Annotated in this window: 25 protein-coding genes; 4 read left to right on the top strand and 21 right to left on the bottom strand. The window is 71.1% G+C overall.

The annotated features are described in order from the left end of the window. Positions 1-402 precede the first annotated feature (402 nt). The 5 genes from ABT008_RS27945 to ABT008_RS27925 form a co-directional block, all read right to left on the bottom strand. Positions 403-1,080, bottom strand: a complete 678-nt coding sequence (locus ABT008_RS27945) for a response regulator (protein WP_350699923.1) — start codon at positions 1,078-1,080, stop codon at positions 403-405. Positions 1,081-1,108: 28 nt separating this feature from the next. Then, positions 1,109-2,704, bottom strand: a complete 1,596-nt coding sequence (locus tag ABT008_RS27940; protein ID WP_350699922.1) for a sensor histidine kinase — start codon at positions 2,702-2,704, stop codon at positions 1,109-1,111. Next, positions 2,701-2,976 (bottom strand): hypothetical protein, encoded by a 276-nt coding sequence (locus ABT008_RS27935; RefSeq protein WP_350699920.1) that lies wholly within the window; start codon positions 2,974-2,976, stop codon positions 2,701-2,703. The genes ABT008_RS27940 and ABT008_RS27935 overlap by 4 nt, the downstream gene beginning before the upstream one ends. A gap of 144 nt (positions 2,977-3,120) precedes the next feature. Beyond that, positions 3,121-3,489, bottom strand: coding sequence for a hypothetical protein (locus ABT008_RS27930; protein WP_350699918.1), 369 nt, complete (start codon positions 3,487-3,489; stop codon positions 3,121-3,123). Between the two features lie 129 nt (positions 3,490-3,618). Beyond that, positions 3,619-4,533, bottom strand: coding sequence for an oxidoreductase (locus ABT008_RS27925; RefSeq protein ID WP_350699916.1), 915 nt, complete (start codon positions 4,531-4,533; stop codon positions 3,619-3,621). A 102-nt stretch (positions 4,534-4,635) separates the two neighbouring features. On the opposite strand from ABT008_RS27925, the gene ABT008_RS27920 reads away from it, so the two are divergent. Both ABT008_RS27920 and ABT008_RS27915 read left to right on the top strand, forming a co-directional pair. After that, positions 4,636-5,460 carry a helix-turn-helix domain-containing protein gene (locus ABT008_RS27920; protein ID WP_350699914.1) on the top strand — a complete coding sequence of 275 codons (825 nt, stop codon included), beginning with the start codon at positions 4,636-4,638 and terminating at the stop codon, positions 5,458-5,460. 262 nt (positions 5,461-5,722) lie between these two features. Then, on the top strand, positions 5,723-6,403 hold the full coding sequence (locus ABT008_RS27915) for a lytic polysaccharide monooxygenase auxiliary activity family 9 protein (protein ID WP_350699912.1): 681 nt from the start codon (positions 5,723-5,725) through the stop codon (positions 6,401-6,403). Between the two features lie 73 nt (positions 6,404-6,476). Here the strand turns inward: ABT008_RS27915 and ABT008_RS27910 are convergent, their stop codons facing one another. Genes ABT008_RS27910 through ABT008_RS27875 form a run of 8 tightly spaced genes read right to left on the bottom strand, consistent with a single transcriptional unit; the run spans position 6,477 to position 13,109 of the window. Then, complete coding sequence (locus tag ABT008_RS27910; RefSeq protein WP_350699910.1) at positions 6,477-6,866, bottom strand: VOC family protein; 390 nt, start codon at positions 6,864-6,866, stop codon at positions 6,477-6,479. Positions 6,867-6,878: 12 nt separating this feature from the next. Continuing rightward, positions 6,879-7,157: an ArsR/SmtB family transcription factor gene (locus tag ABT008_RS27905; protein WP_350699908.1), complete on the bottom strand. Its 279-nt coding sequence runs from the start codon at positions 7,155-7,157 to the stop codon at positions 6,879-6,881. Positions 7,158-7,215: 58 nt separating this feature from the next. Beyond that, positions 7,216-8,784, bottom strand: coding sequence for a hypothetical protein (locus tag ABT008_RS27900; protein WP_350699907.1), 1,569 nt, complete (start codon positions 8,782-8,784; stop codon positions 7,216-7,218). Then, the gene (locus ABT008_RS27895) at positions 8,784-9,083 is read right to left on the bottom strand and encodes a YciI family protein (RefSeq protein ID WP_350699905.1); all 300 of its coding nucleotides are present in this window, start codon (positions 9,081-9,083) and stop codon (positions 8,784-8,786) included. Before ABT008_RS27895 ends, ABT008_RS27900 begins: the two co-directional genes overlap by 1 nt. Continuing rightward, a complete protein-coding gene (locus ABT008_RS27890) occupies positions 9,080-10,399 on the bottom strand; it encodes a hypothetical protein (RefSeq protein ID WP_350699903.1) in 1,320 nt (439 codons plus the stop codon). The genes ABT008_RS27895 and ABT008_RS27890 overlap by 4 nt, the downstream gene beginning before the upstream one ends. Positions 10,400-10,442: 43 nt before the next feature. After that, positions 10,443-11,204, bottom strand: a complete 762-nt coding sequence (locus tag ABT008_RS27885) for an SDR family NAD(P)-dependent oxidoreductase (RefSeq protein ID WP_350699901.1) — start codon at positions 11,202-11,204, stop codon at positions 10,443-10,445. After that, the gene (locus tag ABT008_RS27880; protein ID WP_350699900.1) at positions 11,201-12,181 is read right to left on the bottom strand and encodes an alpha-ketoacid dehydrogenase subunit beta; all 981 of its coding nucleotides are present in this window, start codon (positions 12,179-12,181) and stop codon (positions 11,201-11,203) included. Before ABT008_RS27880 ends, ABT008_RS27885 begins: the two co-directional genes overlap by 4 nt. Further along, positions 12,174-13,109, bottom strand: a complete 936-nt coding sequence (locus tag ABT008_RS27875) for a thiamine pyrophosphate-dependent dehydrogenase E1 component subunit alpha (protein ID WP_350699898.1) — start codon at positions 13,107-13,109, stop codon at positions 12,174-12,176. The genes ABT008_RS27880 and ABT008_RS27875 overlap by 8 nt, the downstream gene beginning before the upstream one ends. Positions 13,110-13,239: 130 nt before the next feature. Between ABT008_RS27875 and ABT008_RS27870 the strand changes: the two genes are divergently transcribed. Continuing rightward, positions 13,240-14,370 carry a mandelate racemase/muconate lactonizing enzyme family protein gene (locus ABT008_RS27870; RefSeq protein WP_350699896.1) on the top strand — a complete coding sequence of 377 codons (1,131 nt, stop codon included), beginning with the start codon at positions 13,240-13,242 and terminating at the stop codon, positions 14,368-14,370. Between the two features lie 52 nt (positions 14,371-14,422). Here the strand turns inward: ABT008_RS27870 and ABT008_RS27865 are convergent, their stop codons facing one another. From ABT008_RS27865 to ABT008_RS27840, 6 genes are all read right to left on the bottom strand, one after another. Further along, positions 14,423-14,740: an L-rhamnose mutarotase gene (locus ABT008_RS27865; RefSeq protein ID WP_350699894.1), complete on the bottom strand. Its 318-nt coding sequence runs from the start codon at positions 14,738-14,740 to the stop codon at positions 14,423-14,425. Positions 14,741-14,862: 122 nt separating this feature from the next. After that, positions 14,863-15,696, bottom strand: coding sequence for a carbohydrate ABC transporter permease (locus ABT008_RS27860; protein ID WP_350699892.1), 834 nt, complete (start codon positions 15,694-15,696; stop codon positions 14,863-14,865). After that, positions 15,693-16,652, bottom strand: coding sequence for a carbohydrate ABC transporter permease (locus ABT008_RS27855; protein ID WP_350699890.1), 960 nt, complete (start codon positions 16,650-16,652; stop codon positions 15,693-15,695). The genes ABT008_RS27860 and ABT008_RS27855 overlap by 4 nt, the downstream gene beginning before the upstream one ends. A gap of 61 nt (positions 16,653-16,713) precedes the next feature. Next, a complete protein-coding gene (locus tag ABT008_RS27850) occupies positions 16,714-18,012 on the bottom strand; it encodes an ABC transporter substrate-binding protein (protein WP_350699888.1) in 1,299 nt (432 codons plus the stop codon). Positions 18,013-18,027: 15 nt separating this feature from the next. Next, positions 18,028-19,032, bottom strand: a complete 1,005-nt coding sequence (locus ABT008_RS27845; protein WP_350699886.1) for a Gfo/Idh/MocA family protein — start codon at positions 19,030-19,032, stop codon at positions 18,028-18,030. 64 nt (positions 19,033-19,096) lie between these two features. Then, positions 19,097-20,341, bottom strand: a complete 1,245-nt coding sequence (locus ABT008_RS27840) for a M20 metallopeptidase family protein (protein WP_350699884.1) — start codon at positions 20,339-20,341, stop codon at positions 19,097-19,099. Positions 20,342-20,454: 113 nt separating this feature from the next. Here ABT008_RS27840 and ABT008_RS27835 point away from each other — a divergent pair, with 113 nt between their 5' ends. Then, positions 20,455-21,321 (top strand): amidohydrolase family protein, encoded by an 867-nt coding sequence (locus ABT008_RS27835; protein WP_350699882.1) that lies wholly within the window; start codon positions 20,455-20,457, stop codon positions 21,319-21,321. 127 nt (positions 21,322-21,448) lie between these two features. Here ABT008_RS27835 and ABT008_RS27830 read toward each other — a convergent pair whose 3' ends face one another. Next, a complete protein-coding gene (locus ABT008_RS27830; protein WP_350699881.1) occupies positions 21,449-22,123 on the bottom strand; it encodes a DUF6891 domain-containing protein in 675 nt (224 codons plus the stop codon). 47 nt (positions 22,124-22,170) lie between these two features. Continuing rightward, positions 22,171-23,127, bottom strand: a complete 957-nt coding sequence (locus tag ABT008_RS27825; RefSeq protein ID WP_350699879.1) for an ATP-binding protein — start codon at positions 23,125-23,127, stop codon at positions 22,171-22,173. Positions 23,128-23,233 lie beyond the last annotated feature (106 nt).

Genomic DNA, 23,233 nt, shown 5'->3' with positions numbered 1-23,233 from the left:
CCATGAACAGCAGCCAGCGCAACGCACGTTACAAGCTGCGTTTAACGGATGTCAAGGAGCTTGACATAAGCATCCGATTCGACCTTTATGAGGGGATTTTTCTGTCCAACGGGCGCGAAGAATGGCGGTTTTGTCCGGAATAATGTTACAGGTGCTACCGGATGGGTTTCTCTGCCGTTAACGCAAATGTCCACCTTCCCGACATAGCCCGTGAAATTCTGGCGGTCTGCATTTCGCCTTGTCAGGGGACGACTGGGCAGGCAGTCGGGCGCGACGCACGGCCACTTCCGCGAAGAACAACGGCACAGTGATTTACGCCGCTTGACCGTGATGTAATTGATTGATAGGAGGGCCGATCAGCCCGGACGACGACTCCGTCGACGCCGACCGCGGGGTGTGCGGTCAGCGTGGCGAGTCCGCCTGCGGCTCCAGTAGCCCGGCGCGTTGTGCCAGCATCGCCGCCTGCACCCGGTTGTCACAGCCGAGCTTGGCGAACACCCGGTAGACGTGCGTCTTGACGGTGCCCTCGGAGACGAACAGTCGCTGGCTGATCTCGGCGTTCGACAGCCCCTGGGCCAGCAGGACCAGGACCTCGCGTTCCCGGCTGCTGAGCATGCCCACCTTGACCAGGTCCTCCTCGGGCCGGACGGTCGCGGCGGGCAGCCGGTCGAGCACCTGACGGGTGATCTTCGGGGACAGGTAGGCGTTGCCGTTCGCGGCGGCGCGGATCGCGTACGCGAGTTCCTCGGCGGCCGACTCCTTGAGCAGGAAACCGGCCGCCCCGGCGGCCAGCGCCTGCGCCACGTACTCGTCCTGACCGAAGGTCGTCAGCATCACCACCTGGACGGCGGGCGCCAGGTGGCGGATCTCCCGGAGCGCGGCCAGGCCGTCGAGGACCGGCATCTGGATGTCCAGCAGCGCCACGTCCGGCCGCTGCCGCACGGCCTGTTCGACGGCGGCCCGCCCGTCACCGACCTGTGCGATCAGGTCGATGTCGGCGGCCGGATGCAGGATGGTCTGGATCGCGGTCCGGATCAGCGAGTCGTCGTCGGCCAGCAGGACCCGCAGGGGAACGGTCATCGCCTCGACCTCCGCCGTCGTCGTGGGGTCATGACGGCTGCTCCTGGAAGGTCTGCTTGTCGACGAGCACCCCGTCGCGGAAGCAGAACCGGTACAGGGTCTGGCCGAGGTCGACGTCGGTATCGTGCCGGTCCAGGATAGACGCCTGGTAGTCGAGGCAGACGGCCCCGGGTACGTCCCGACCGCCGACCGCTCCGGTCACCGCCGCGTCGGGATCCGGCAGCCGTTCGCGTACCTCGGCCTCCGGCTGGCCGACCCGGACCGCGTCGTAGGTGTCGCGGTCGACGATGACGAGCGCCATCATCAGCCAGACCCCGGCCGCGCACAGCACCAGGCAACCGGCGACGGACAGCGCGGTCGCGGCGAGGACGAGCCGGGAACGGCGGCGGTCGCGGTCCATCAGCGCCGCGAAGTCGGCTTCCGGTTCGGCGGCCGGCGGCGGCCGGTGCTCGGCGGTGGGAACGGCGCGTTCGTCGCCCGGGTACGGCAACGTGGCCGCCAGCCGGAAGCCGCCGTCCGGGGTCGATCCGTGATAGAGCATGCCGCCCGCGACCCGGACGCGTTCGGTCAGCCCGAGCAGCCCCTGCCCGGAGGTGGCCCGCACCACCCGCTGCCCCACGGTGTTGGTCACGCCGGCCACCAGCGCGTCTGGCTCGTACCGCAGCGACAGCACGATCGCGCCGCCCTGGGCATGGCGCAGCGCGTTGGTCAGTCCCTCCTGGATCACCCGGTACGCGGCGTGCTCGGTCAGCGCCGCCAGCGGTCGCGGCTCCCCCGCGCGGACGATCTCCACCTCGGCACCGGAGGCACGTGCCTGCGCGGCCAGCTCGTCCAGGCCGGTCAGCGGACGTACCGCGGACTGGCTGTCGTCCTGCCCCAGGATGCCCAGGATCTGCCGCAGCTCGGTCATCGCCGCCGACGACGTCTGGCGGACCAGGTCGGCGGCCTCGGATCGCCCGTCGTCGTCGGCGGTGCGCAGCATCCCGGCGTACAGCGAGATCAGCGTGAGCTTGTGTCCCAGCGAGTCGTGCAGGTCCCGCGCGATGCGGGCCCGTTCCCGCGTCTGTGCCTGGCGGGCCACCTCGCTCTGCTGGCTGTGCAGTTGCACGTTGCGGTGGTGCATGGCGGCCAGCAGCACCCGCCGCCGACGGACCAACCGCGCGACCCCGGCCGGCAGCGCCGCGCACAGCACGAACAACGCCGAGTAGACCACCACCAGTTCCACGTCCAGCGGATCCGTCCAGGCGATGGATCCCACGTAGCAGGCCCAGGCCAGGGACAGCCCGGCCGCGACCTGCCACCACCGGGCGACCCGGTAGCCGAGCGACGCGCTCAGCACCACCAGCAGCAGGCTGCTCTGCCCACCGGTGCCCAGACCGACCAGGGCCGCGGCGACGTAGGCCGGCAGCGGGTTGGTCAACCGCAGCACCATCAGGATCGGCGTGGTCGCCCCGACCAGCCACGGCATCAACGGGTACCAGTCGGCGGTGGCCGCCGGGAACGTCGCCGCCACGGTCACCAGCAGCACCAGGCTGATCTCGTAGACCCACCGCCACACCCCGCTCAGGCCGGCCCGCTCCCGCCACCGGGCCACCCACCGCCACGGGTGACTGCCCACGGTCATCGGGTCGAACCTCGCCCTCGGGTCTCGTCGTGGGCGATCCGGTCGACCGCCTGGTACGCCTCCAGCAGCCCGGCACCGGTCCGCCTGCGGTAGATCTTGACCGACGCCACCCAGCCGGCTCGATCGAGGGTGTCCCGAACCTCCGCGTGCAGCGCCGCGAGTTCCGGCGTGCCACGATCGGGCATCCTCGACGCCCGCCGACGCAGAACCTGTGCGACCACGAGCATCACCACGCCGACCACACCGATGCACAGCGCCACGATCGTTGTCATGCTCCACAGTGTTGCGACAGCCGGTCCGGGTCGGCGTCTGGCGGACGACGGAAACACGCCTCACACTTTCGTTGACCCGCACTGGGTACGAGAAACCGCCCGGGTGGTGCACACCCGGGCGGCGGCTCATTCTCGGTGCCCCGCTCACTCCGGGATGGTGATGCCCCGCTTCTCCACCAGCGCCCCGTCGACGAAGCAGAATCGCCACAACTCCGGGCCGGGATCGCCCAGCGGCGCCACGGTGAAATAGGCGCACGAGGCGCCGGTCGGAATGCCCTGCCGCCCCGGGTCGTCGGGATAGAGGTCCTTGTCGCGCATTCCGCTCAGTGGCTCGGGCAGTGCGGCGCGGACGTCCGATTCGGCCGCTCCCACCTGCTGCGCGTCGAACTGCTCCCGTGTGACGCCGGCCTCGAGCACCTCCTTGCCCAGCGCGATCGCCTGGTACACGGTCCACCCGATGCCGCCGCACAGGACCAGGATGACGGCGGCGATGATGAGGCCGACTCTTCGCATGACAGTTCCTCCGTCGTGATGGGGAGGTCCAGCTTCTCGAGAATCGGTCGCCGAATCGTCAGTGCTTCGTCGGATCCGCGAAGCAGCGCGGTACGACGAAAGTGCGACCACCCTCCATTCGCGACCGCCTCACAGGTATCGGACGCCGGTCAGCCGGGCGGCCTCCGCCCACATCCGCCGACCGTTGTCCGGGTCCTGTGCCGGTGCGCTCGCCCGCACCTCGGCGACCGGCCCCCGGATCTCCTGGAAACCGCGCGGCCCGAAGAACTGCCCACCGCGTACGCCGATCGCGGTGGCCGCGTAGAGCTGTGGTCTGGCGCCGGCCTCGACTCGGCTGATCAGCAGCGCGCTGAGCCGTCCGACGGCGCGGAGGAGCACGGTGCGGTCGGCCAGCGCGCGCGGGGTGAGATTGGTGGAGGTCATTCCGGGGTGGGCGAGCACGCTGATCAGCGGTGATCCGGTGGCCCGCAGACGGCGGTCCAGCTCCAGGCCGAGGATGGTGGTGACCAGCTTGGACCTCGAGTACGCCGTCGGGCCGTGGTAGGACTTCTCGGAGTTCAGGTCGGCCAGGTCCAGGCCGCGCCGCCGGTGCACGATCGACGAGACGGTGACCACCCGAGGCTGCCGTCCGGCGGTCAACCGGTCGAGCAGGAGACCGGTCAGCGCGTACGGGCCGAGCGCGTTGGTCCCCATCTGCATGTCGAATCCGTCCGCCGTGAGGGCGGGGCGGGGCCCGGTCAGTGCCACCCCGGCGTTGTTGACCAGCAGGTCGAGCGGGCCGGTCAGGGCGGCGGCGAAGGCGCGGACGGAGTCGAGTGAGGCGAGGTCCAACCGCCGCACCTCGACGTCGGCCCCCGGCACCCGACGTCGGATGTCGGCGGCGGTCTGCTCACCGGCCGCGACGTTGCGCACCGCGAGCACCACCGAGGCCCGGTGGCGGGCCAGTTCCAGGGCGGTGACCCGCCCCACACCCGAGTTCGCCCCGGTCACCACCGCTCGGCGTCCCTGCTGGTCGGGAATCTGTGCTTCGGTCCAGTTCGACATGTCCGCCGACGCTAGGAGGCGGTGCGGCCCGCCGGAGAGACCTCGCCAACCTGGGACCGAGGGACCTACCCTGCGGTCGGACCGGCCCGGCAGACTCGGGTGGTGACCACCACGGCCTACACCCGCGAGTTGGCGGACTTCCTGCGCAACCGCCGGTCCCGGCTACGTCCGGAGGACCTCGGTCTGACGCCCGGGCCGCGCCGCCGGGTCACGGGCCTGCGCCGCGAGGAACTGGCTCTGCTCGCCGGAGTGAGCACCGACTACTACCAGCGCCTGGAGCAGGGACGGGACATGCGCCCCTCCGACGACGTGCTGACCGGCATCGCCCGTGCCCTCGCCCTCAACGCCGAGGAGACCCGCCACCTGCACGCCCTCGCGCGTCGGGCACAGCGGCCGCCGACGCCACGTCGGCGCACCCGGGAGACGGTCCCGGAGAGCATCCATCGGCTGCTGCACAGCCTGCACACCCCGGCCGTGGTGATCAGCCGTCACCTGGACCTGCTCGCCTGGAACAGGATGGCCACCGCGTTGTATCCGGGCATCGGCCCGGGCAACGTGCTGATCGACATGTTCACCCATGCCGAGGCGCGGGACCGGTGCGCCGGGTGGCGCGAGACGGTGCTGGACTACCTGGGCTTCCTGCGCGCGGCGGTGGCCGCCGATCCGGAGCACCCGCGCGCACAGGAGATCGTCGGCACGTTGACCATCCGCAGCGAGGAGTTCGGCAAGCTCTGGGCCCGTCACGACGTCCGCGAGTCGGTCCACGGCAGCAAGGTCTTCGCGCATCCCCAGGTCGGCGACTTGCGCCTGGACTGGGACGCCTACACGCCGCCGGGGCGCAGCGGGCCGATCCTGATCGCCTACACCGCCGCCCCGGGCAGTGCCGCCGCCGAGCGGCTGTCGCTGCTCGCCGCGTACGCCGGGTGAGGCTGGCCGGCCACGACCGGCCAATCTAGACGAACCGGACACGTATCGACTTCCGGAAATCGAATTTCGGGCGATCGGCGAGCCCGCTCCATCCATCCCGAAAGCCCCGCTGAGCTGCGATTGTGGGCGACTCGGACCAACCGCATCCAGTCCATCCAGATCGATCATTCATCGACCATCGTTGATAATCGGAAACATCGGTGTAATGCTGGGCCTTGGAAGCGCTCCCATGTCGATCCGATCGCCGAACGGAGGACGTAACGTGCGTTCACACAAGCCCGACCAGTCCGGCTCGCGAGTCCGGTCCGCTGCCCGCCAGCCGCTTCGGGCGCTCGTACTGCTGCTCGCCATGATGGCCGGGATGATCCCCTGGGTCGGTGCCGCGCAGGCCCACGGCACCATCATCAACCCGGCGTCACGGGCGTACCAGTGCTGGCAAACCTGGGGCAGCAACCACACGAACCCGGCCATGCAGCAGCAGGACCCCATGTGCTGGCAGGCGTTCCAATCCAACCCGGACACCATGTGGAACTGGATGAGCGCGCTGCGGGACGGGCTGGGCGGCAACTTCCAGGCCCGCACTCCCGACGGGCAGTTGTGCAGCAACGGTCTGTCCCGGAACAACAGCCTGAACCAGCCCGGGGCGTGGAAGAGGACCAACGTCAGCAACAACTTCACGATCCAGCTGTACGACCAGGCGAGCCACGGCGCCGACTACTTCCGGGTGTACGTCAGCAAGAACGGGTTCAACCCCGCCACCCAGAGCCTCGGCTGGGGGAACCTGGACTTCATCACGCAGACCGGGCGCTACGCCCCGGCTCAGAACATCAGCTTCAACGTCTCGACGTCCGGATACACCGGACACCACATCGTGTTCGTCATCTGGCAGGCATCCCACCTCGACCAGGCGTACATGTGGTGCAGCGACGTGAACTTCGGCTGATCCGGTAGTCCCGCCCACTGCGGCGTCGGCTCCGGCTCGGGACCTGTCCCGGGCCGGAGCCGCCGCGTTCGCGCTACTTCATCGCGGCGATCTGGATCAGGTTGCCGCAGGTGTCGTCGAGCACGGCGGTGACCACCGGACCCAGGTCGGTCGCCTCCTGGACGAACCGCACACCCAGCCCCTTGAGGCGTTCGACCTCGGCGTGGACGTCCTCGACGGCGAACTGCGTGAACGGGATTCCGTCGTCGACCAGCGCCTCCTTGAAGGGCCGGGCCGCCGGGTGGCCGTCCGGCTCCAGCAGCAGTTCCACCCCGTCCGGATCGGCGGCGGACACCACGGTGAGCCAGCGCGCCGCGCCGGCCGGCACGTCGGTCTTCTTCACGAAGCCCAGCTTCTCGGTGTAGAAGGCGAGCGCCTTCGCCTGGTCGTCGACGAACACGCTGGTGATGTTGATGCGAAGCACGGTCGCTTCCTCTCAGTCGGCGGGCCACCGCTCGGCGATCGCGCGCAGCGGGCCGGTGTCGATGTGGTGGAACTTGTACCGGCCCTGTCGCCGGACGTGCACCAACCCGGCCTGTTCGAGCACCGCGAGGTGTTGCGAGATGGCCTGACGCGACGAGGTCAGACCGTGCTTCATGGTCAGCCGGCCGCAGATCTCGAACAGGGTCTGGCCGTCCCGGTCGACCAACTCGTCCAGGATGATGCGTCGCGTCGCGTCACCGAGGGCCTTGAACAGATCCGGTTCCGCGTCCACCCGCACAGTTATAGGCAAGTAGCGACTTGCCTGTCAAGGTCGCCACGCTCCGTCGGGCTCAGCCGATCGAGTGGGCGTGCCGGGCGGTCCGCTCGGCCAGCCACAGCCAGCGGCGCTGCACGTCACCGCTGGTGGCGGCGACCATCGACAGGGCGTCGCCGCCCACGTTGCGCAACGCCTCCGCCTCGGCCGCCGGGTCGTCCAGCAGTGCCGCGCCGTCGCGGAACGCCTCCGCCTCGGCCGACCCGCCGAACCGGGGCGCGACCTCGTCACGCCAGAACTCGGCCCACGTCGACTCGGGGTTCCAGGAGAACCGGGCGTACGCCAGGTAGCTGATCTCGTTGGTCGGGTGGTACGCGGACGCCTCGGCGAAGATGGTCAACCCGCGCATGCCGGCGGCGGCGGTCCGGGTGGCCATGTCGGTGTACATCTCCGGCACCCACGAGTGCCGCTGCCGGTTCCACTGCGACCCCGCGTGCGTCCGCAGCACGTTGGTGGTGTGCGGCAGTGCCGCCACGTGCTCGGCGGTCAGCCGGTCCCGGTTGTCGTACCAGAAGCCCCGGTTGACGCAGTACTGGTACGCCACGTCGTCGGGCAGGTCGGCCAGCGGCCCTTGCGCGTCGAGGTCGAAGATGTTGTCCCAGTACACCTCGACCAGGTGGCGCAGCGGCACCCCGGCCGGGCCGGGACGGCGGGCGGTGTCCAGCAGGGTCGGGTACACCGACCGCATCGCCTCGTACGACCAGGAGGTGCGCTCGCCACCGGTACGGTCGACGCACCGCGCGCAGGCGCAGCTGCCGTAGTCGCCGGTCTCGAAGTTGATCCCGCCGACCGGCAGGGTGTCCAGCAGCCAGTCGATGGCGTCGCGGTGCCAGGCCAGGTTCTCCGGCTGCGACGGGCAGGCGGCCATCATGTATTCGCTGGCCGGGAAGTGCAGGTCACCGAACTCGTCGATGTCGAAGCCGACCTTCTTCGGCAGTTCGGCCGCGAGATCGGGGCGCTGGCGCAGCCAGGTGGCGAGGTTGTACCGGTGCCGGCCGTCGAAGTAGATGCCGCCGTAGGCGTTGATCCCCACCCCGGCGATGATGCGCACGCCTCGGGCGTTGGCGTATTCGCACAGGTCACGGGCGGCCTCGACGCCGCCGTGGGCGTCGCGCAGCAGCCCGTAGACCACGATCCCGCCGATGCGTTCGGCGCTGCAGAAGTCCACCAGCCGCCGGTAGTCGGCACCGAAGGCGTCGGCGCCCTTGGCGTACGGGTTGAGTGCGCCGATCTCCTGCTGGCCGAGCTGGCGCAGGTCCCAGTTGGTGGAGTGGTCCCAGGTCCACAGCGTCCGCAGCGGCAGCCCGGGTGCGCTGTGGTGCGATCCGACGGGCAGCCCGGCCGGGGTGGCCCGGGCCAGCAGGTCCCGGACGGCGTAGACCAGGCCGGCGAACGGGTCGCCGACGACGCGGATCTCCCCGGTGGCCGGCACCTCGACCCGGAAGCCGCCCTCGGGCAGCGTCGGGTCGGGGACGAACCGTACCGGCTCCGGCCCCTCCCCCAGCGACTCGGCCAGCAGGGTGGCCGCGACCGGCGCGTGCTCGGCGCCGTGCACCCGGACGCCGGGAATCTGGCGGTACGACATCATGACCTCCCGAGGGACTGCGGAGTGGCGGCCAGGTAGTCGACGACGTCGAGAGCCGTCCACACCCGGTGCCGCCAGTACGGATCGTGTTCGACGAGGACGCGGGCGGCCGCCGCGTCGGGTGCCCGCAGCACGAGGACGGAGGCGCTCAGGTCGGCGCGGGCCCCGGCGAGCAGGGCGGTGCCGTCGGCGAGCAGTCCGCGTACGTGGGCCAGGTGGGCCGCCCGGTGCGGCTCACGTCGGCGGACCGCGTCGGCGGCGAAGGTGGCGGTGACCAGGAAGGTCGGTTCGAAGATCACTCGTTCGCCCCGATCGCCCCGACCAGGCGTTGCAGGGCCACCCGGTAGACACTCTGCGGCCGACCGGCTCCGGTGCTGACGTGCACGCCGACCTCCTCGGCGAAGCCGGCCGCGCGCAGTGACTTGAGCAGCCGGCGGGCCGAGCGGGTCTCCACCCCGTACGCGTCGGCCAGACCCCGCGCGGTCACCTGGTTGGGGTCCATCTGGTGCAGCGCCTCCAGCAGCCGCCGGGTGGACAGCGGCCCGAGGCGCAGTTGCTCGGAGACCCGCAGCACACCGGGGGCGGTCTCGCGCAGCCGCTGCTTGACCGCGCTCTCCCGGGTGGAATAGATCTCGCCGTCCGGGAAGACCACGTGCGTCTCGCCACCCCGCCCCAGCGCGAGCGCCTGGCGGGCGTTGGCCTCGGCGGCGGCGATGGTGGTGCCGGCGCCGAAGCCGACGGTGTGTTCGCCGTCGACACCGCGCAGGCTGAGCAGGGAGGCGTGCCCGGCCCGGTGGCGGGCGATGGCGCTCTCCACGGTGCCCCGGGTGGTGGTGATGAGCAGCGTCCGGTCGTCGATGGTGTTGAGCCGTCCACGCATCCGCTCGGCGTGTTCCAGCAGTGCCTCACGCAGCCGCAGGCGCTGCCGTTCCGCCTGGTACGGGTCCTGCGGGCGGCTCGCCGACTCGGCCACCTCGATCATCATCACCGCGATCTGGGTGGCCCGGGACTGGCGTACCTCGGCGGCGAGCCAGGCCCGGCGCAGCGCGTCGCGGACCGAGGCCCGGGTGTGCTCGACGCGCCAGACCGGCACCCCGCGCTCGCGCAGTTCCCGGTGCACCGCGCCGAGGCAGGTCAGGCACGCCTCGACGGCGCCGGACTCGTACCGCTCGCGGTGGTAGGCGGTGATCTCGGCCAGCCCGGAGAAGAGCAGGCCCGACGAGTCGGCGATCGGCAGGATGTCGGTGGGCGGGCTCAGTTCGATGTCGTGGTACGTCTCCCGGACGGTGTCCGCCTCGATGGTGTCCACACTGACCCGGGGCAGTCGCCCGCCGCCCGCCAGCAGCATCCGGGACAGCGTGCGGTACAGGTCGATCCCGGCGTGCCGGATGTAGTCGATCTCGGCACGCAGCCCGCCGGCCGCCGCAGCGAAGGCGTACGGGATGCGCCCGGTGAACAGCAGCACCTGGCAGAGGTCGTCCAGCTCACGGGCCAGGTGAGGTGCCTGCTCCGGGTCGGTGTACGCGCGGGTGGTCACCTCCTCCGCACGGCCCTCCCCGGCCGCCACCTCCTGCACGAGCCGGATCGAGTCCTCCGGGCCGATGATCCCGATCACGCTGCCGCCTCCACGTCGTCGCCCTCGCCGTCGGTCGGGCTGCTCAGCCGGTGTAGACGGTGCCGGCGATGCCGGCGCTGGCCGGTGCCGCCAACAGCGTCAGCACCGACGCCACGTCCTCGGGACGGCCCAGGGCCGCCTCGATCCGGGAGACCTGGGCACCGTCGGTGCCGTTGGCCCGTGCCTCGTCCAGCGACCGCCGCATCAGCGGTGTGTCGATGTCGCCGGGACAGAGGGTGTGCACCCGGATCCCGCGTGGGCCGAGGTGCCGGGCCAGCGTCAGTGCCAGGCCGTGCAGTCCTCCCTTGCTCGCGCCGTAGGGTACCGAGCCGGATCCGGTCAGCACGCCCGCCTTGGAACCGACCAGGACGAGCACCCCGTGACCCTCGGTCAGGTGTCGCACGGCGTGCTTGGCGACCAGGAACGGCCCGGTGAGGTTGACCTCGATCACCCGCTGCCACAGCTCCAGCGGCAGGTCGGTGACGTCGGTGCCCTGCCCGCGCATGATCCCGGCGACGTGCAGCACCGCGTCGATGCCGCCGAGGTCGGCGGCGACCGCGTCGAACACCGAGGCGACCTGCGCCTCCCGGGTCACGTCCACGGCGTGGGCTACGGCCGTCGCCCCGGCGGCCCGGGCCTGCGCGGCGGCACCGGCGGCCCCGTCGGCGTCGGCGTCGAGCACCGCGACGGCCCCGCCGGCCGTGGCGGCGGCCCGGACCGTGGCGAGCCCGATGCCGGAGGCACCGCCGACGACGACCACCCGGCGGCCGGTGAGCAGGCCGGTCGCCGGGGCGACGCCGGTCACCGGCGAACCGTTCCGCGAACCGCCTCGGCGACGTGTTCCGCCTCGGGCACCACGGCCTTCTGCAGCGCCGGGGCGGCCGGCATCGGCACGTCCGGGGCGGCCACCCGGGCCACCGGGGCCTTCAGGTCGGCGAAGCATTCGGACGCGGCCCGGGCGGCGATCTCCGCACCGAATCCGCCGGTCAGGTTCGCCTCGTGGGCGACGACCAGGCGGCCGGTGCGCGAGACCGACGCACCGACGGTGTCGAAGTCCAGCGGGTTGAGCCACCGCAGGTCGATCACCTCGGTCTCGATCCCCTCCGCGGCGAGTTGGTCGGCGGCGGCGAGGGCCGCCGGGACCATCCGGGACCAGGCCACCACGGTGGCGTCCCGGCCCTCGCGGACCACGCGGGCGCCGCCGATCGGCTCGACCGGCGCGTCGGTGCGGACCGGGCCCCGGGTCGGGTAGAGCATCCGGGCCTCCGCGACCACCACCGGGTCGTCGCTGACCACGGCGGTACGCAGCATCTGGTACGCGTCGTCCGGAGTAGACGGCAGCGCCACCCGCAGTCCGGGGGTGTGCGCGAAGTACGCCTCCACCGAGTGCGAGTGCTGTGCACAGGCCCCCGGGGAGTACCCCTGCTGCATCCGGATCACCAGCGGGGCCTTCCACCGGCCGGCGCTGGAGTAGCGGATGGTGGCGATCTGGTTGACGATCTGGTCCATCGCCACGAAGGAGAAGTCGGCGTACATGATCTCGGCGATCGGCCGCAGGCCGGTCATGGCCGCGCCGAGCGCCATGCCCAGGAAGCCGGTCTCGGAGATCGGGGTGTCGAAGATCCGGTCGCTGCCGAACCGCTTGTGCAGTCCCTTGGTCGCACCGAACGGGCCGCCGGGCAGAGCGACGTCCTCACCGAAGTAGACGGTGTCGGACCGGCTGTCCAGCGCCCAGGCCAGCGCCGCGTTGACGGCCTGGATGTACCGCAGCGACTCAGACATAGACGTACTCCTTGACGGTCGCCGGGTCGGGGAACGGCACCTCGCGGGCGGCGGCGACGGCGGCCTCCACCTCGGCGGCCACCTCCGCGTCGATGGCGTCGAGCCGGGCGGTCAGCTCGGCGTCGGCGGCGGCCCGGATGCGGACCAGCGGCTCGCGTTCGCGGGCGGCGGCGATCTCGCCGGCCGGTCGGTAGTGCTGCACGTCGCCGCTGTAGTGGCCGACCAGGCGCTCGGTCATGGCCTCCACGATGGACGGGCCGGAGCCCTCCCGGGCGCGGGTGACCGCCTCGGTGACGGCCTCGGCGACCGCGTCCGGGTCGTTGCCGTCGACGACCCGGCCGGGGATCCCGTACCCGGCGGCGCGCTCGGCGAGTTGGCGGATGCGGACCATGTCCTCGATGCGGGACATCTCCGAGTAGACGTTGTTCTCCACCACCAGGACCAGCGGCAGGTCGAGTACGGCGGCGAGGTTGATCGCCTCGTGCACGTTGCCCTGGTTCATCGCGCCGTCACCGATGCTGACCACCGATACCGCGCCGCTGCCGGTGCGCTGCGCGGTGAGCGCGGCGCCGGTGGCGATCGGCACTCCGGCGCCGACGATGGAGTTCTCCCCCATGAACCAGCGTCCGGGATCGGAGAGGTACGGCGAGGCGGCCCGGCCGCCGTTGACCGCCGAGTCACGCCCCATCATCTCGGCGAACAGCCCGGTCATGTCCACGCCCCGGGCCAGCGCCCAGCCGTGCCCTCGGTAGGTCGCGGTCACGTGGTCACCGTCGCGCAGCGCGCGGGCGGCACCGACCGGGATCGCCTCCTGACCGTTGCACAGGTGGATCGAGCCCGGGATCTCACCGTCGTCCTTGAGGGCGGCCAGCCGCTCCTCGAACCGGCGGATCCGGGCCATCGCCCGGTAGTCGTCCGGCAGACCCATCACACCCCCATAGATGAATTAGAGCCCTATTCCGGCTCGTTCGGATTGGAGCCTAGACCAGGGACATCATGCTATGGAAGAGTGCATGAGCAAGTTTGTGGCCGTTATAGGGCTCTAATTTGGGGGCAGCATGGAGATCACCGCCGTCGAGTCGGTGGTGCGGGGCGACGCGCACTTCGTCGCGGTGCACACCTCGACCGGGCTGGTCGGCGTCGGACAGTCCGCCTGCTGGGGGTATCCGGGAGCGGTCCACGCGGTCGTGGAGGCGTTCCGCCCACACCTGCTCGGCGCCGACCCGAGCCGGATCGAGCACCACTGGCACCACCTGTACCGGATGGGGCCGTTCCGGGGATCGGTGCTCACGGCCGCCGTCTCCGCCATCGACCTGGCGCTGTGGGACCTGCTCGGCAAGCGCCTCGGCGTACCGGTCTGGCAGTTGCTCGGCGGTCGGGTCCGGGACCGGATCCGGCTGCACCTGCTGCTGCCCGGCACCGGCGCGCAGGACCTCGCCGCACAGGCCGCGGCGGCGGTCGCCGACGGGTTCACCGCGGTGAAGTTCGACCCGCTGCCGGCCGACTACGGCGATGTGTCGCTGGCCCGGCTGGTCACCGACACCGAGGCCACCACCGCCGCGGTCCGCGACGCGGTCGGACCCGACGTCGACCTGCTCATCGAGCTGCACCGCAAGCTCACCCCGTTGCAGGCCGAGGCGGTGATCCCGGCGGTCGGCCGGCTGCACCCGCTGATGGTCGAGGACCCGATCCAGATCGACAGCGTCAGCAGCCAGGCCGAGCTGAGCCGCCGCGCGCTCGGGGTGCCGATGGCCAACGGCGAGCGGCTGCACACCATCTGGGAGTTCAAGGAGTTGCTGGCACAGGGCGGGGCCCAGTACGTCCGGCCCGACCTCGGCCTGGCCGGCGGCATCAGCCACGCCCGCAAGATCGCGGCGCTGGCCGAGTCGTACCACGCGGCGGTGGTCAGCCACAACTGCCTCGGACCGCTGCTCACCATGGCCTCGGTGCACCTGGACACGGCGATCCCGAACTTCGTGACGCAGGAGTACTCCCCGCTCGACGACCTTCTGGCCGACGGTCCGGCCCGGGCCTGCGTCCGTCGCGAGGGCGGGTTCCTGCCGATCCCCGAGGAGCCCGGTCTCGGCGTCACCCTGGACCTCACCGACGAGACCCCGCTGGACCTGACGGGCCGCCCGCTCACCCGCATCCCCCACCGCGCCGACGGCTCCATCGCGTACGCCGTCTAGATGTAAGGAGGGGTCCCCTGCTAACGCCTCGTGCATAGCAGGGGACCCCTCCTTACATCCGGCGGCCGGGGTGCTGGAAGACGGGGTACGCCCACAGGGGCTCGCCGTCGGCGTCGGCGATCTCGGCGAACAGGTGTGCCAGCGACGCCGTCCAGCGCGCCTGCACCTCGGAGGCGCCGGTGACCCGGCCGGCGTGGTCGAAGCCCCACCGGGTCCGCAGGACGCAGATCAGCAGCAGACCGTGCCGATAGATGTGGTAGTCGTACACGCCCGCCTCGTCGAGCAGGGCGGCCATCTCCGGCCACAGCTCGACGTGCCGGCGCTCGTACTCGGCTTCCGCCCCGGGGCGCAGGCGGTACAGGTGACACACCTGCACTCCCGGCCCGCGGGCCGGTCCCGCCCCCGATCCGGTGCCGGGATCGGGGACGGGACCGGGGTGACCCGCGCTCGGACATTGAGGAGTATCCGGGTCGGGTCGGTCGGTCGGCGTGCTCACTTGCCGGAGCCGGCGAGCGCACCGGAGACGAGTTGGCGCTGGAACACCAGATAGATGACGAGCACCGGGAGCAGGGCCACGATCAGGCCGGCGCTGACCAGCGGCACCGACACGTCGTACTGGCCGCTGAGCAGGGAGACGCCGACCATCAGCGTCTTGGAGTCCGAGCCGCCCATGATGACCAGTGGCAGCAGCAGGTCGTTCCACATCCAGACGAAGTTGAAGATGGCCAGCGCCGCCAGGGCGGGTGTGGCGATCGGGGCGAGCAGCCGGAACAGGATGGTGAAGTGTCCGGCCCCGTCGACCCGGGCCGCCTCGATAAGCTCGTCGGGCACCTGCTGGAAGTAGCCGGCGAGCTGGTAGGTGCCCAGCGGCAGGCCGAAGGCCGCGTACGCCAGGATCAGGCCCTGGTACTCCCCGGACATGCCCAGGTCCAGCACGGTCTGGTAGAGCGGGTAGATGATCGCCTGGCTGGGGATGGTCAGGGTGATGATGATGAACAGGAAGACCAGCTTGCCGCCCCGGAAACGCAGCTTGGTCACCGTGTACGCGATCAGCATCGCGGCCAGCACCGACAGCACCAGGCCACCGACCGTGGTGATGATGGAGTTGAGCAGCAGTCGGGGCATGTTCATCCGCTTGAACGCCTCGACGTAGTTCTCGAAGGTGATCCCGGCGGGCAACCCGAGCGGGTCCTGGGCGAACCCGGTCTGGGTCTTGAGCGAGCTGACCACGGTGAACAGCAGCGGGTAGAGCGCCGCCACCGCGACCACCACCAACGCAAAGACCAACAGGTAGCGCCCGATCTGGGCGGAGTGTCGCCGGTTCATCGCGGCTTCCGGGTCCCCTCTTTGAACATGTGCCGCACGCTGAAGATCGACAACACGGCGACGAAGACGAACAGGGCGATGCCGATGGCCGAGCCGTACCCCCGGTCGAGGAACTGGAAGGTGGTCAGGAAGACCAGGTACTCGGGGAGCATGGTGGCGTTGCCGGGGCCGCCCTGGGTCAACGCGTAGATCAGCGGGAACAGCCAGATCAGCACGCCGGAGGCGCAGAGCACACTCCAGTACGCCACGGTGGGACGCAGCATCGGCACCACGACCGAGAAGAGTCGCCGCCAGAAGTTGGCCCCGTCGAGGTACGCGGCCTCCAGCACCTCCTCGGGGATGGTGGCGAGCCCGGCCAGGTAGGTCATCACGCCGAGGCCGAAGAAGCTCCACAGCGCCACCGCGACCAGGGAGAAGAGCGCGCTGTTCTGCCCGTTGAGCCATTCGATGGCCAGCGGTTCCAGCCCGACGGCGCGCAGCAGGGCGTTGATCGGTCCGTCCGGGCTGAGGATCTGCCGGAACATGATGCCGACCACGATCGGCGCGATGGTGTACGGGACGAAGTAGACGGCCCGGAAGAACTTCCAGCCCGGTGCCCGTTGGTGGATCAGCACCGCGAGTACGAGCGGCAGCACGATCCAGACCGGCAGGGTGGCCACCACCAGCAGGGCGTTGCGGAAGCTGGCCAGCACCACCGGGTCGTCGAACATCCGGGTGTAGTTGTCCCAGCCGGCGAACGAGCTGTCGCCGAACCCGCTGGAGGATTCGAAGCTGGTGATGACGCCCCGGATCAGCGGCACCAGTTTGAAGGTGACCGCCAGGGCCATCCCCGGCAGCACCAGCAGGGCGCCGAGCCACCATTCCCGGGCGTGCCGAGGTCGCCGGTTGCGGCGTGCCGGCGGGGGCGGGTTCGTCGCGACGGCCGAATCGGCGGCCGACGCGGTGGAGATGCTCATCGGGCTGTCCTCCCCGGAGGCTGGCGGGTGGGGTGGCGCCCGGCCACCCCACCCGGTGCGACTAGTTGCCCTGCTTCTTCGTCGGGCTGCGCTCCAGCGCCTGCTGCATCTGGTCGGCCCACTTGTCGACGGTGAGCTGACCGAGGGTGATCTGCTGCCAGCCTCGGGCCAACGCGTCGGCCTCCGGGCCGGAGAGCATGACACCGGCGTGCAGGGTCGGCTCGGCCACGAACTCCTGGATCTTCTTGAAGGCCGGCGACGAGGGCAGCAACGCCGGGTCGACGTTCTTGTTCAGCGGCTGACCCTTGGCGTGCTTCACCCACAGCTCGCCGTTCTCCTTGCCGGCCAGCCAGGTGATGAACTCCAGGCCGGCTTCCTTCTTCTCGCTCCACTGCGTCACGCCGTAGACGGCGCCCTCGATGCCGGAGAACTTGCCGGCCAGCGGCGCGGACTGGTTGATCACCGGCCACCGGGTGACGCCGAGCTTGTCGTCGCCGAGTGCCTTGCCGAACGCCTCCCAGTTCACCGCGTCGGAGATGATGGTGCCGGCGAAGGCGGCGTCACCGCGCTGGAAGATGTCCGCGCCGTCGGGCAGCATCGTGATCGACGGGGCGTTCTTGTTCGTCCAGCCCTTGGTGGTGATCTCGGCGAGCTTCTCCAGGACCTGGACCAGCTTCGGGTCCTTCCAGGACAGCGTGCCGGCGAGCAGGCCGCGAACGTCGTCCTCGGTCAGGTAGTTGCGGGCGATCTCCGGGAAGTCCCAGTACGCCGGGAAGGTGCCGGACAGACCCAGGGCCAGGCAGGTCTTGCCGGAGTTCTTGATCGCCTCGCAGGCGGCACCGAACTCGTCCCAGGTGGCCGGCGGGTTCTCCGGGTCCAGCCCGGCGCCGCGCAGCACGTCCTTGTTGAAGTACAGGACGTTGCCCTGGTAGGAGAAGGGCACGCCGAAGCATTCCTTGCTGGTGTCGAAGCCCTCGCAGGCACCGCTGTAGGTGACCAGGTCCTTGTTGATCTCGGCGGCCCGGTCGCCCAGCGGCACGTACGCGCCCCGCCGGTCGAACAGCTCCAGGCCGGCGTTGTTGGCCATCACGTCCGGCCCGGACTGCGAGGTGATGTACGGCCCCTGCACCTCGGGGTACTTGTCGAACGGGACCGACTGCAGGTCCAGCTTGATGTTCTGGTGGCTGGCCTCGAAGGTGGTCTTCACCTGCTGCCAGTACTCGGAGCCGCCCGGCTCCCAGGTGAGCACCTTGAGGGTGACCGGGCCGTCGGCGGCGTCGCCACCGCCCCCGCATCCGGCCAGCATCGCGGCGGTGGCCACACCGGCGGCGAGGACGCCGGTCAATCTACGACGAAACATCGGCGCAAGCTCCTGTCAGGAGAGGGGTTCGAGGGAGATCCGACGGGGTTCGCCACCGGCGGCGGCGCTGTCGGCCATGGCCGTGGCGACCTGCACCACGTGCAGTCCGTCGGCGAGCGGGACGACCGCCGACGACTCGGTGCCGGTCACCTGACCGACGAAGTGGCGCAGTTCGGCGGCGAGCGCACCGCCGCCGTCGACCGGCGAGAGCAGCCAGTCCGGCGCCTCGGTCTGCTCGGCCTGGACGAGCAGCGTGGGGTGGCCGAGGTCGACGTGGGCGACCCCGTCGGTGCCGTACACCTCGACCAGGTCCGAGGTGTGGTTGGGCGTGGTGTCAGGCAGCAGATAGCTGTTGCGGATCGACGACACGACGTCGTTGGCGTGCCGAAGCTCCGCCCACACCAGGACCGGCGAGGCCGGTCCCGGTCGGGTCCGGGCGGTGGCACGGACCTCGACCACCGGCGACTGGGCGTACCAGATGGCCAGGTCGACGTCGTGCACGGCGGTGAGCAGGGCCGGGTGCTCGTCGGGGAAGAGCCGGCTGAGCGCGCGCGGCCGGTCCCGGCGGGAGGAGACGGCCAGCACCTGGCCGAGCCGGCCGGCGCGGACCGCGTCGTACAGCGCCCGGTGCGGGGCGCTGTGGCGCAGGATGTGTCCGGGCTGGCAGAGGACCTGGTGGGTACGGGCCGCCGCGACGATCGCGGCGGCGTCGGCGACCGTGGCCGCGAGCGGCTTCTCGACCAGGACCGGCACCCCGGCGGCGAGCAGCGCGACCGCGACCGCCCGGTGGGCGGGTCCGGGCACGCAGACCGAGGCCGCCTGCGGGGCACCGGCGGCGAGCAGGTCCGCGACGGTGCCGAAGGTCCGGGCCACGCCGTACGCGGTGGCGGCCCGGTCCCGCACCTCGGGGTCCGGGTCGACCAGCGCGGTCACCGGTACGCCGAGCGAACGGTAGGCGGCGACGTGCCGCAGCCCGAACGCGCCCGCGCCGACGACGGCGACCTCCGGCGCGGCGGTCATGCCGCGCCTCCACCACGCGGTGTGTCCTGGACGGGCGTCGGGCCAACGCACCTGACGACGCGGTTCATGCCGTCACCGCCGCGACGGTCGCGTCCGGCCCGGCGGGCGCCGGTACGCTCGCCGCAACGCTGCCGTTCGGGCCTGCGGTGAGTCGGCCGTCCAGCACGGCTCGGGTGAGCCGTTCGAAGGCGGTCACGCCGACGTCGAGGCACCGCTCGTCGACGTCGAACGAGCCGGAGTGCAGGGGCGCGCCACCGCGCTCGCCGGTGACGCCGAGTTTGACGTACAGGCTGGGGCCGAGCGCGCCGAGCAGCGCGAAGTCGTCGGTGGTCAGCGGCGGCACCGCGAGGTCCGTCACCTGCATCAGGCCGGGCAGCTCGGTGTGGGCGAGCGCGACGAGTTCGGCCGCGTTGCGCACCGGCGGCATCTCGTTGGCCCAGGTGAAGCGGACGCCGAGGTCGAGCGCGGCGGCCTGCTGGCGGGCGACCCGCTCGATGACCGTCTTGAGCCGGTCGCGGGTGCCCTCGTCGAGGGTGCGCAGGGTGCCGGTGGCCTCCGCGTATCCGGCGACCTGGCTCTGGCTGGCACCGCCGGAGATGGTGCCGATGTTGAAGGCCACCAGTTCGTCGGCGTTGCGCGACCGGGCCACGGCGGCGTGCAGCATGTTCACCATGCCGCTGAGCCCGAGGATGGCGTCGCGGCCCAGCGCCGGGGTGGCGGCGTGCGCGGCCCGGCCGAGGACCTCGACGCGGAACGCGTCCTTGGCCGCCATGGCGGTGGTGCGGTCCACGCCGAGTGTGCCGACCGGCAGGTCGGGCCAGCAGTGCAGTCCGAGTACGGCGTCGAAGCGCCGGCCACGCAGTGCCTCGTCGACGAGGACGGCGGCGGCTCCGGAGGTCTCGCCGAACGGGATCTCCTCGGCCGGTTGGAACAGCACGGTCACCGAGCCCCGGGCCGGCGGATCGGCGGCGAGCCGGGCGACGGTGCCGTAGGCGACCGTCATGTGCACGTCGTGTCCGCAGGCGTGACAGACCCCGGCCGCCGTGGACGCGTACGGCTCGGTCTTGGCGTCCTGCACGGGATAGGCATCCATATCGGCCCGAAGAAGGACCGACGGTCCCGGGAGGTGACCTTTGAGTTCGAGTAGCAGCCCGGTACCGGCGATACCGGTCCGCAACCGCCCGAACGGCTGAAGCTTCTCGGCCAACGTCCCGGCCGTACGGTGTTCAGTAAACCGCAGCTCGGGGTGGCGATGGAGCTGACGCCTCAGCCGTACCAGCTCATCAACCCCGTCGTGTCCCCGCGCCACTCGGCCCACCCCTCGCTCGCGACCTGCAATCCGGACCTAATTGAGACAAGAACCTAAGTCAGGGGGGTGGCCGCGTCAATAACCCGCCAGAATTTGGGTTATCGTCCGTGACCATGGACCGCGCTGACGCCCATCTGCACCTGTTCGCCGACGGCTACCCGAGCCGGTACGGACGCTCCCCGGCGGGCGGCCAGGAGATCGCCGCATATCAGGACATCCGCCGTGTGCACGGCATCGATCGGGCCCTCGTGGTCGGGTACGAGGGCGAGCCGCGCTTCGCCGGGAACAACGACTACCTGGCGGGGCTGGCCGCCCGGCATCCCTGGATCGCGCCGGTCGCCTACGTTCCACCAGGTGGACCGGCGGACGGGCAGTTGACGCGCTGGTGGGCGGCGGGCTTCGTCGGATTGGCCGCCTACCTGGCGGACGCCGAGGCCGCCGACCGCTTCGCCGACTGGGTGACCGGGTCCGCCGCCGACCTCACCACGGCCGGTGCGGTGCTCAGCCTCAACGCGACCCCGGCCGCCACCCGGCGGCTCGGCCCCGCGCTCGCCGCCCTCGACGGGTGCCCGGTGTTGTTCAGCCACCTCGGGCTGCCCGGCAGCCGACCCGTGCCGCCGACCCCGCAACAGGCCGCCGAGGCTCTGGCACCGCTGCTCGACCTCGCCCGGCTGCCGCACGTCGGGGTGAAGGTCTCCGGCCTGTACGCGGTCAGCGAGCCGCCGCACGCCTGGCCGCACGCGGTGGCCCGGTCCTTCGTCGAGTTGCTCCTGGAGCGCTTCGGCAGCCGGCGACTGTACTGGGGTTCGGACTTCCCGCCCAGCCTCGACCACGTGTCGTTCGCGCAGACGCTGGAGCCCGTCGGGCTGGACGACCTATCCCCCACCGAGCGGGCGGACGTCTTCGGCGCCAACCTGCGCCGCATCCTCGACCGGGCGACCGCCCCGGGAGGCGACGCGTCAGCGGCCGAGCCGGCCTGACGACGCGTCGTCAGGCCGGCTCGGTTTCGCGCCACACTGTGTCGAGCAGTTCGGCGTCGGCGGCCTCGACGGTCACCCCGTTCAGGTCGGTGTCGCTATAACCCGGCCGGGGCGGGCCGGGACGAACTCAGAGCACCGACGCGTACCACTGGGCGCCGGTGACGCGGATCCGCTGCGACTGCTTCCGGTTCCACTCCACCCGCAGACCGTGCTCTCGTAGCACCGGGAAGACGATGTCGTCCAGGAAGTGCTCCAGGTCGGCCTGGTAACCGGCCTGCTGCTCGGCCTCGGAGAGTGCGGAGTAGGCGGCCTCGTCGAAGTCCACCGGCGGATAGGCGCCGTAGCCGAGCCAGACCTGGCCGTCCTCGCTGTCGATCAGCGACTCGGTGTCCTGCTGGTGATACCAGAGGTAGCCGTGCCAGTGCCGGGAGTCGTCCCGCTCGCCGTGGATCTCGCCCGCCGCGCAGGTGCCGCAGCAGGTGAAGTTCTCCCTGGCCACCACTCCGCGCCGGTCGAGTTCAGCGAAGGCGCGAGTGAGGTTGCCGCTCACCTCGCCCCACCCGCGCTGCTGCTCCCGCCGCGCCGCCACCGCCGCCTCGTACGCCGCGCGCAGTTCCTCGTCGGTGGCGCCGTGACGCTGGTCGTCCTGGTCGAAGTAGTCCACGAACTCGTCGGCGTCGGTTTCTCCGCGCACGATCCAGGCCCAGATCTCGGCCTCGATCTCGTCGCGTCCCGGTGCCCCGACGCGCTCGGTCAGGAACCGTGCGCCTGCGGGGCGCTCGTTGTAGATCCATTCGGTCACGGCGAGGATCTTCACACGCCCCTCCGACAACCCGCCCGCTGCCGCGCTCAGGCGGGGACCGTCGCGGGGCCCATCTGGAAGTCCGGGTCGATCTGCGTGGTGAGGTCCACGCCCGTGCGGTCGTTGGCCCAGGCCACCGCGTTACGTCGGTGGAACTCGTGGGCCCAGCGGGTGAACGCCGCCCGGTCCTGGGTGGTGGCGTCGACGACCTCGGCCAGCCGACCCAGCGCGGCCCGGTTCTCCGCCTCCACCTCGTCCAGCGGCCCGAGGACGCCACGCTCGGCCCGGCGCACGTACGCCGAGCGTCCGACCGAGGTCAGCAGGTCGTCACCCACGTGCTCGCGGAGGAACTCCACGTCGGCGGCGTCCTCGACCTTGTTGCCGATCACGGACAGGGCGACCCCATAGTCCCGCGCGTAGCCGGCGTACTGCTGGTAGACACCCACCCCGCGTACGGTCGGCTCACAGACCAGCACGGTGCGGTCGAAGCGGGTGAACAGCCCCGAGGCGAACGAGTCGGCACCGGCGGTCATGTCCACCACCACGTACTCACCGGGACCGTCGAGCATGTGGTTGAGCAGCAACTCCACCGCACCCACCTTGGAGTGGTAGCAGGCCACCCCCAGGTCCTCGGCGGTGAACTCGCCGGTCACCGCCAGCCGCACCGCGCCGACGGGCGTCACGCAGGTCGCGTAGATCGGGTTCTCCTCGTCCACCCGGAGCAGACGCGACCCTCGGCCCGGCGGGGTGGTCTTCACCATCTCGGCGGCGGAGCCGATCCGCGGGTTGTCGCCGCGCAGGTACTCCTTGATCGCCGGCAGGTGAGCGCCGAGCGGCACGGGGGCCGTGGCGGGCTCCGGCCCGCCGAGGGCGACCGCGAGGTGCTGGTTGATGTCGGCGTCGATCGCCAGCACTGGTCGGCCGGTGGCGGCGAGGTGGCGCGCGTACAGCGCGGTGAGCGTCGTCTTCCCACTGCCGCCCTTGCCGACGAACGCCACCTTCACCGCGACCACCCCTTGATGCCAACGGAAACCGTTTCCATGAGCGCGATGGTAACGGGTGGTGCGGCACCCACCGCGGACAACCCGCTGATTGCGTCAGAAACAGGTC

Source organism: Micromonospora sp. NPDC002389, from assembly GCF_040296095.1.
GTDB lineage: Bacteria > Actinomycetota > Actinomycetes > Mycobacteriales > Micromonosporaceae > Micromonospora.
Note: the sequence above shows the minus strand (reverse complement) of the source record. Positions and strands in the feature narration are given on the sequence as shown.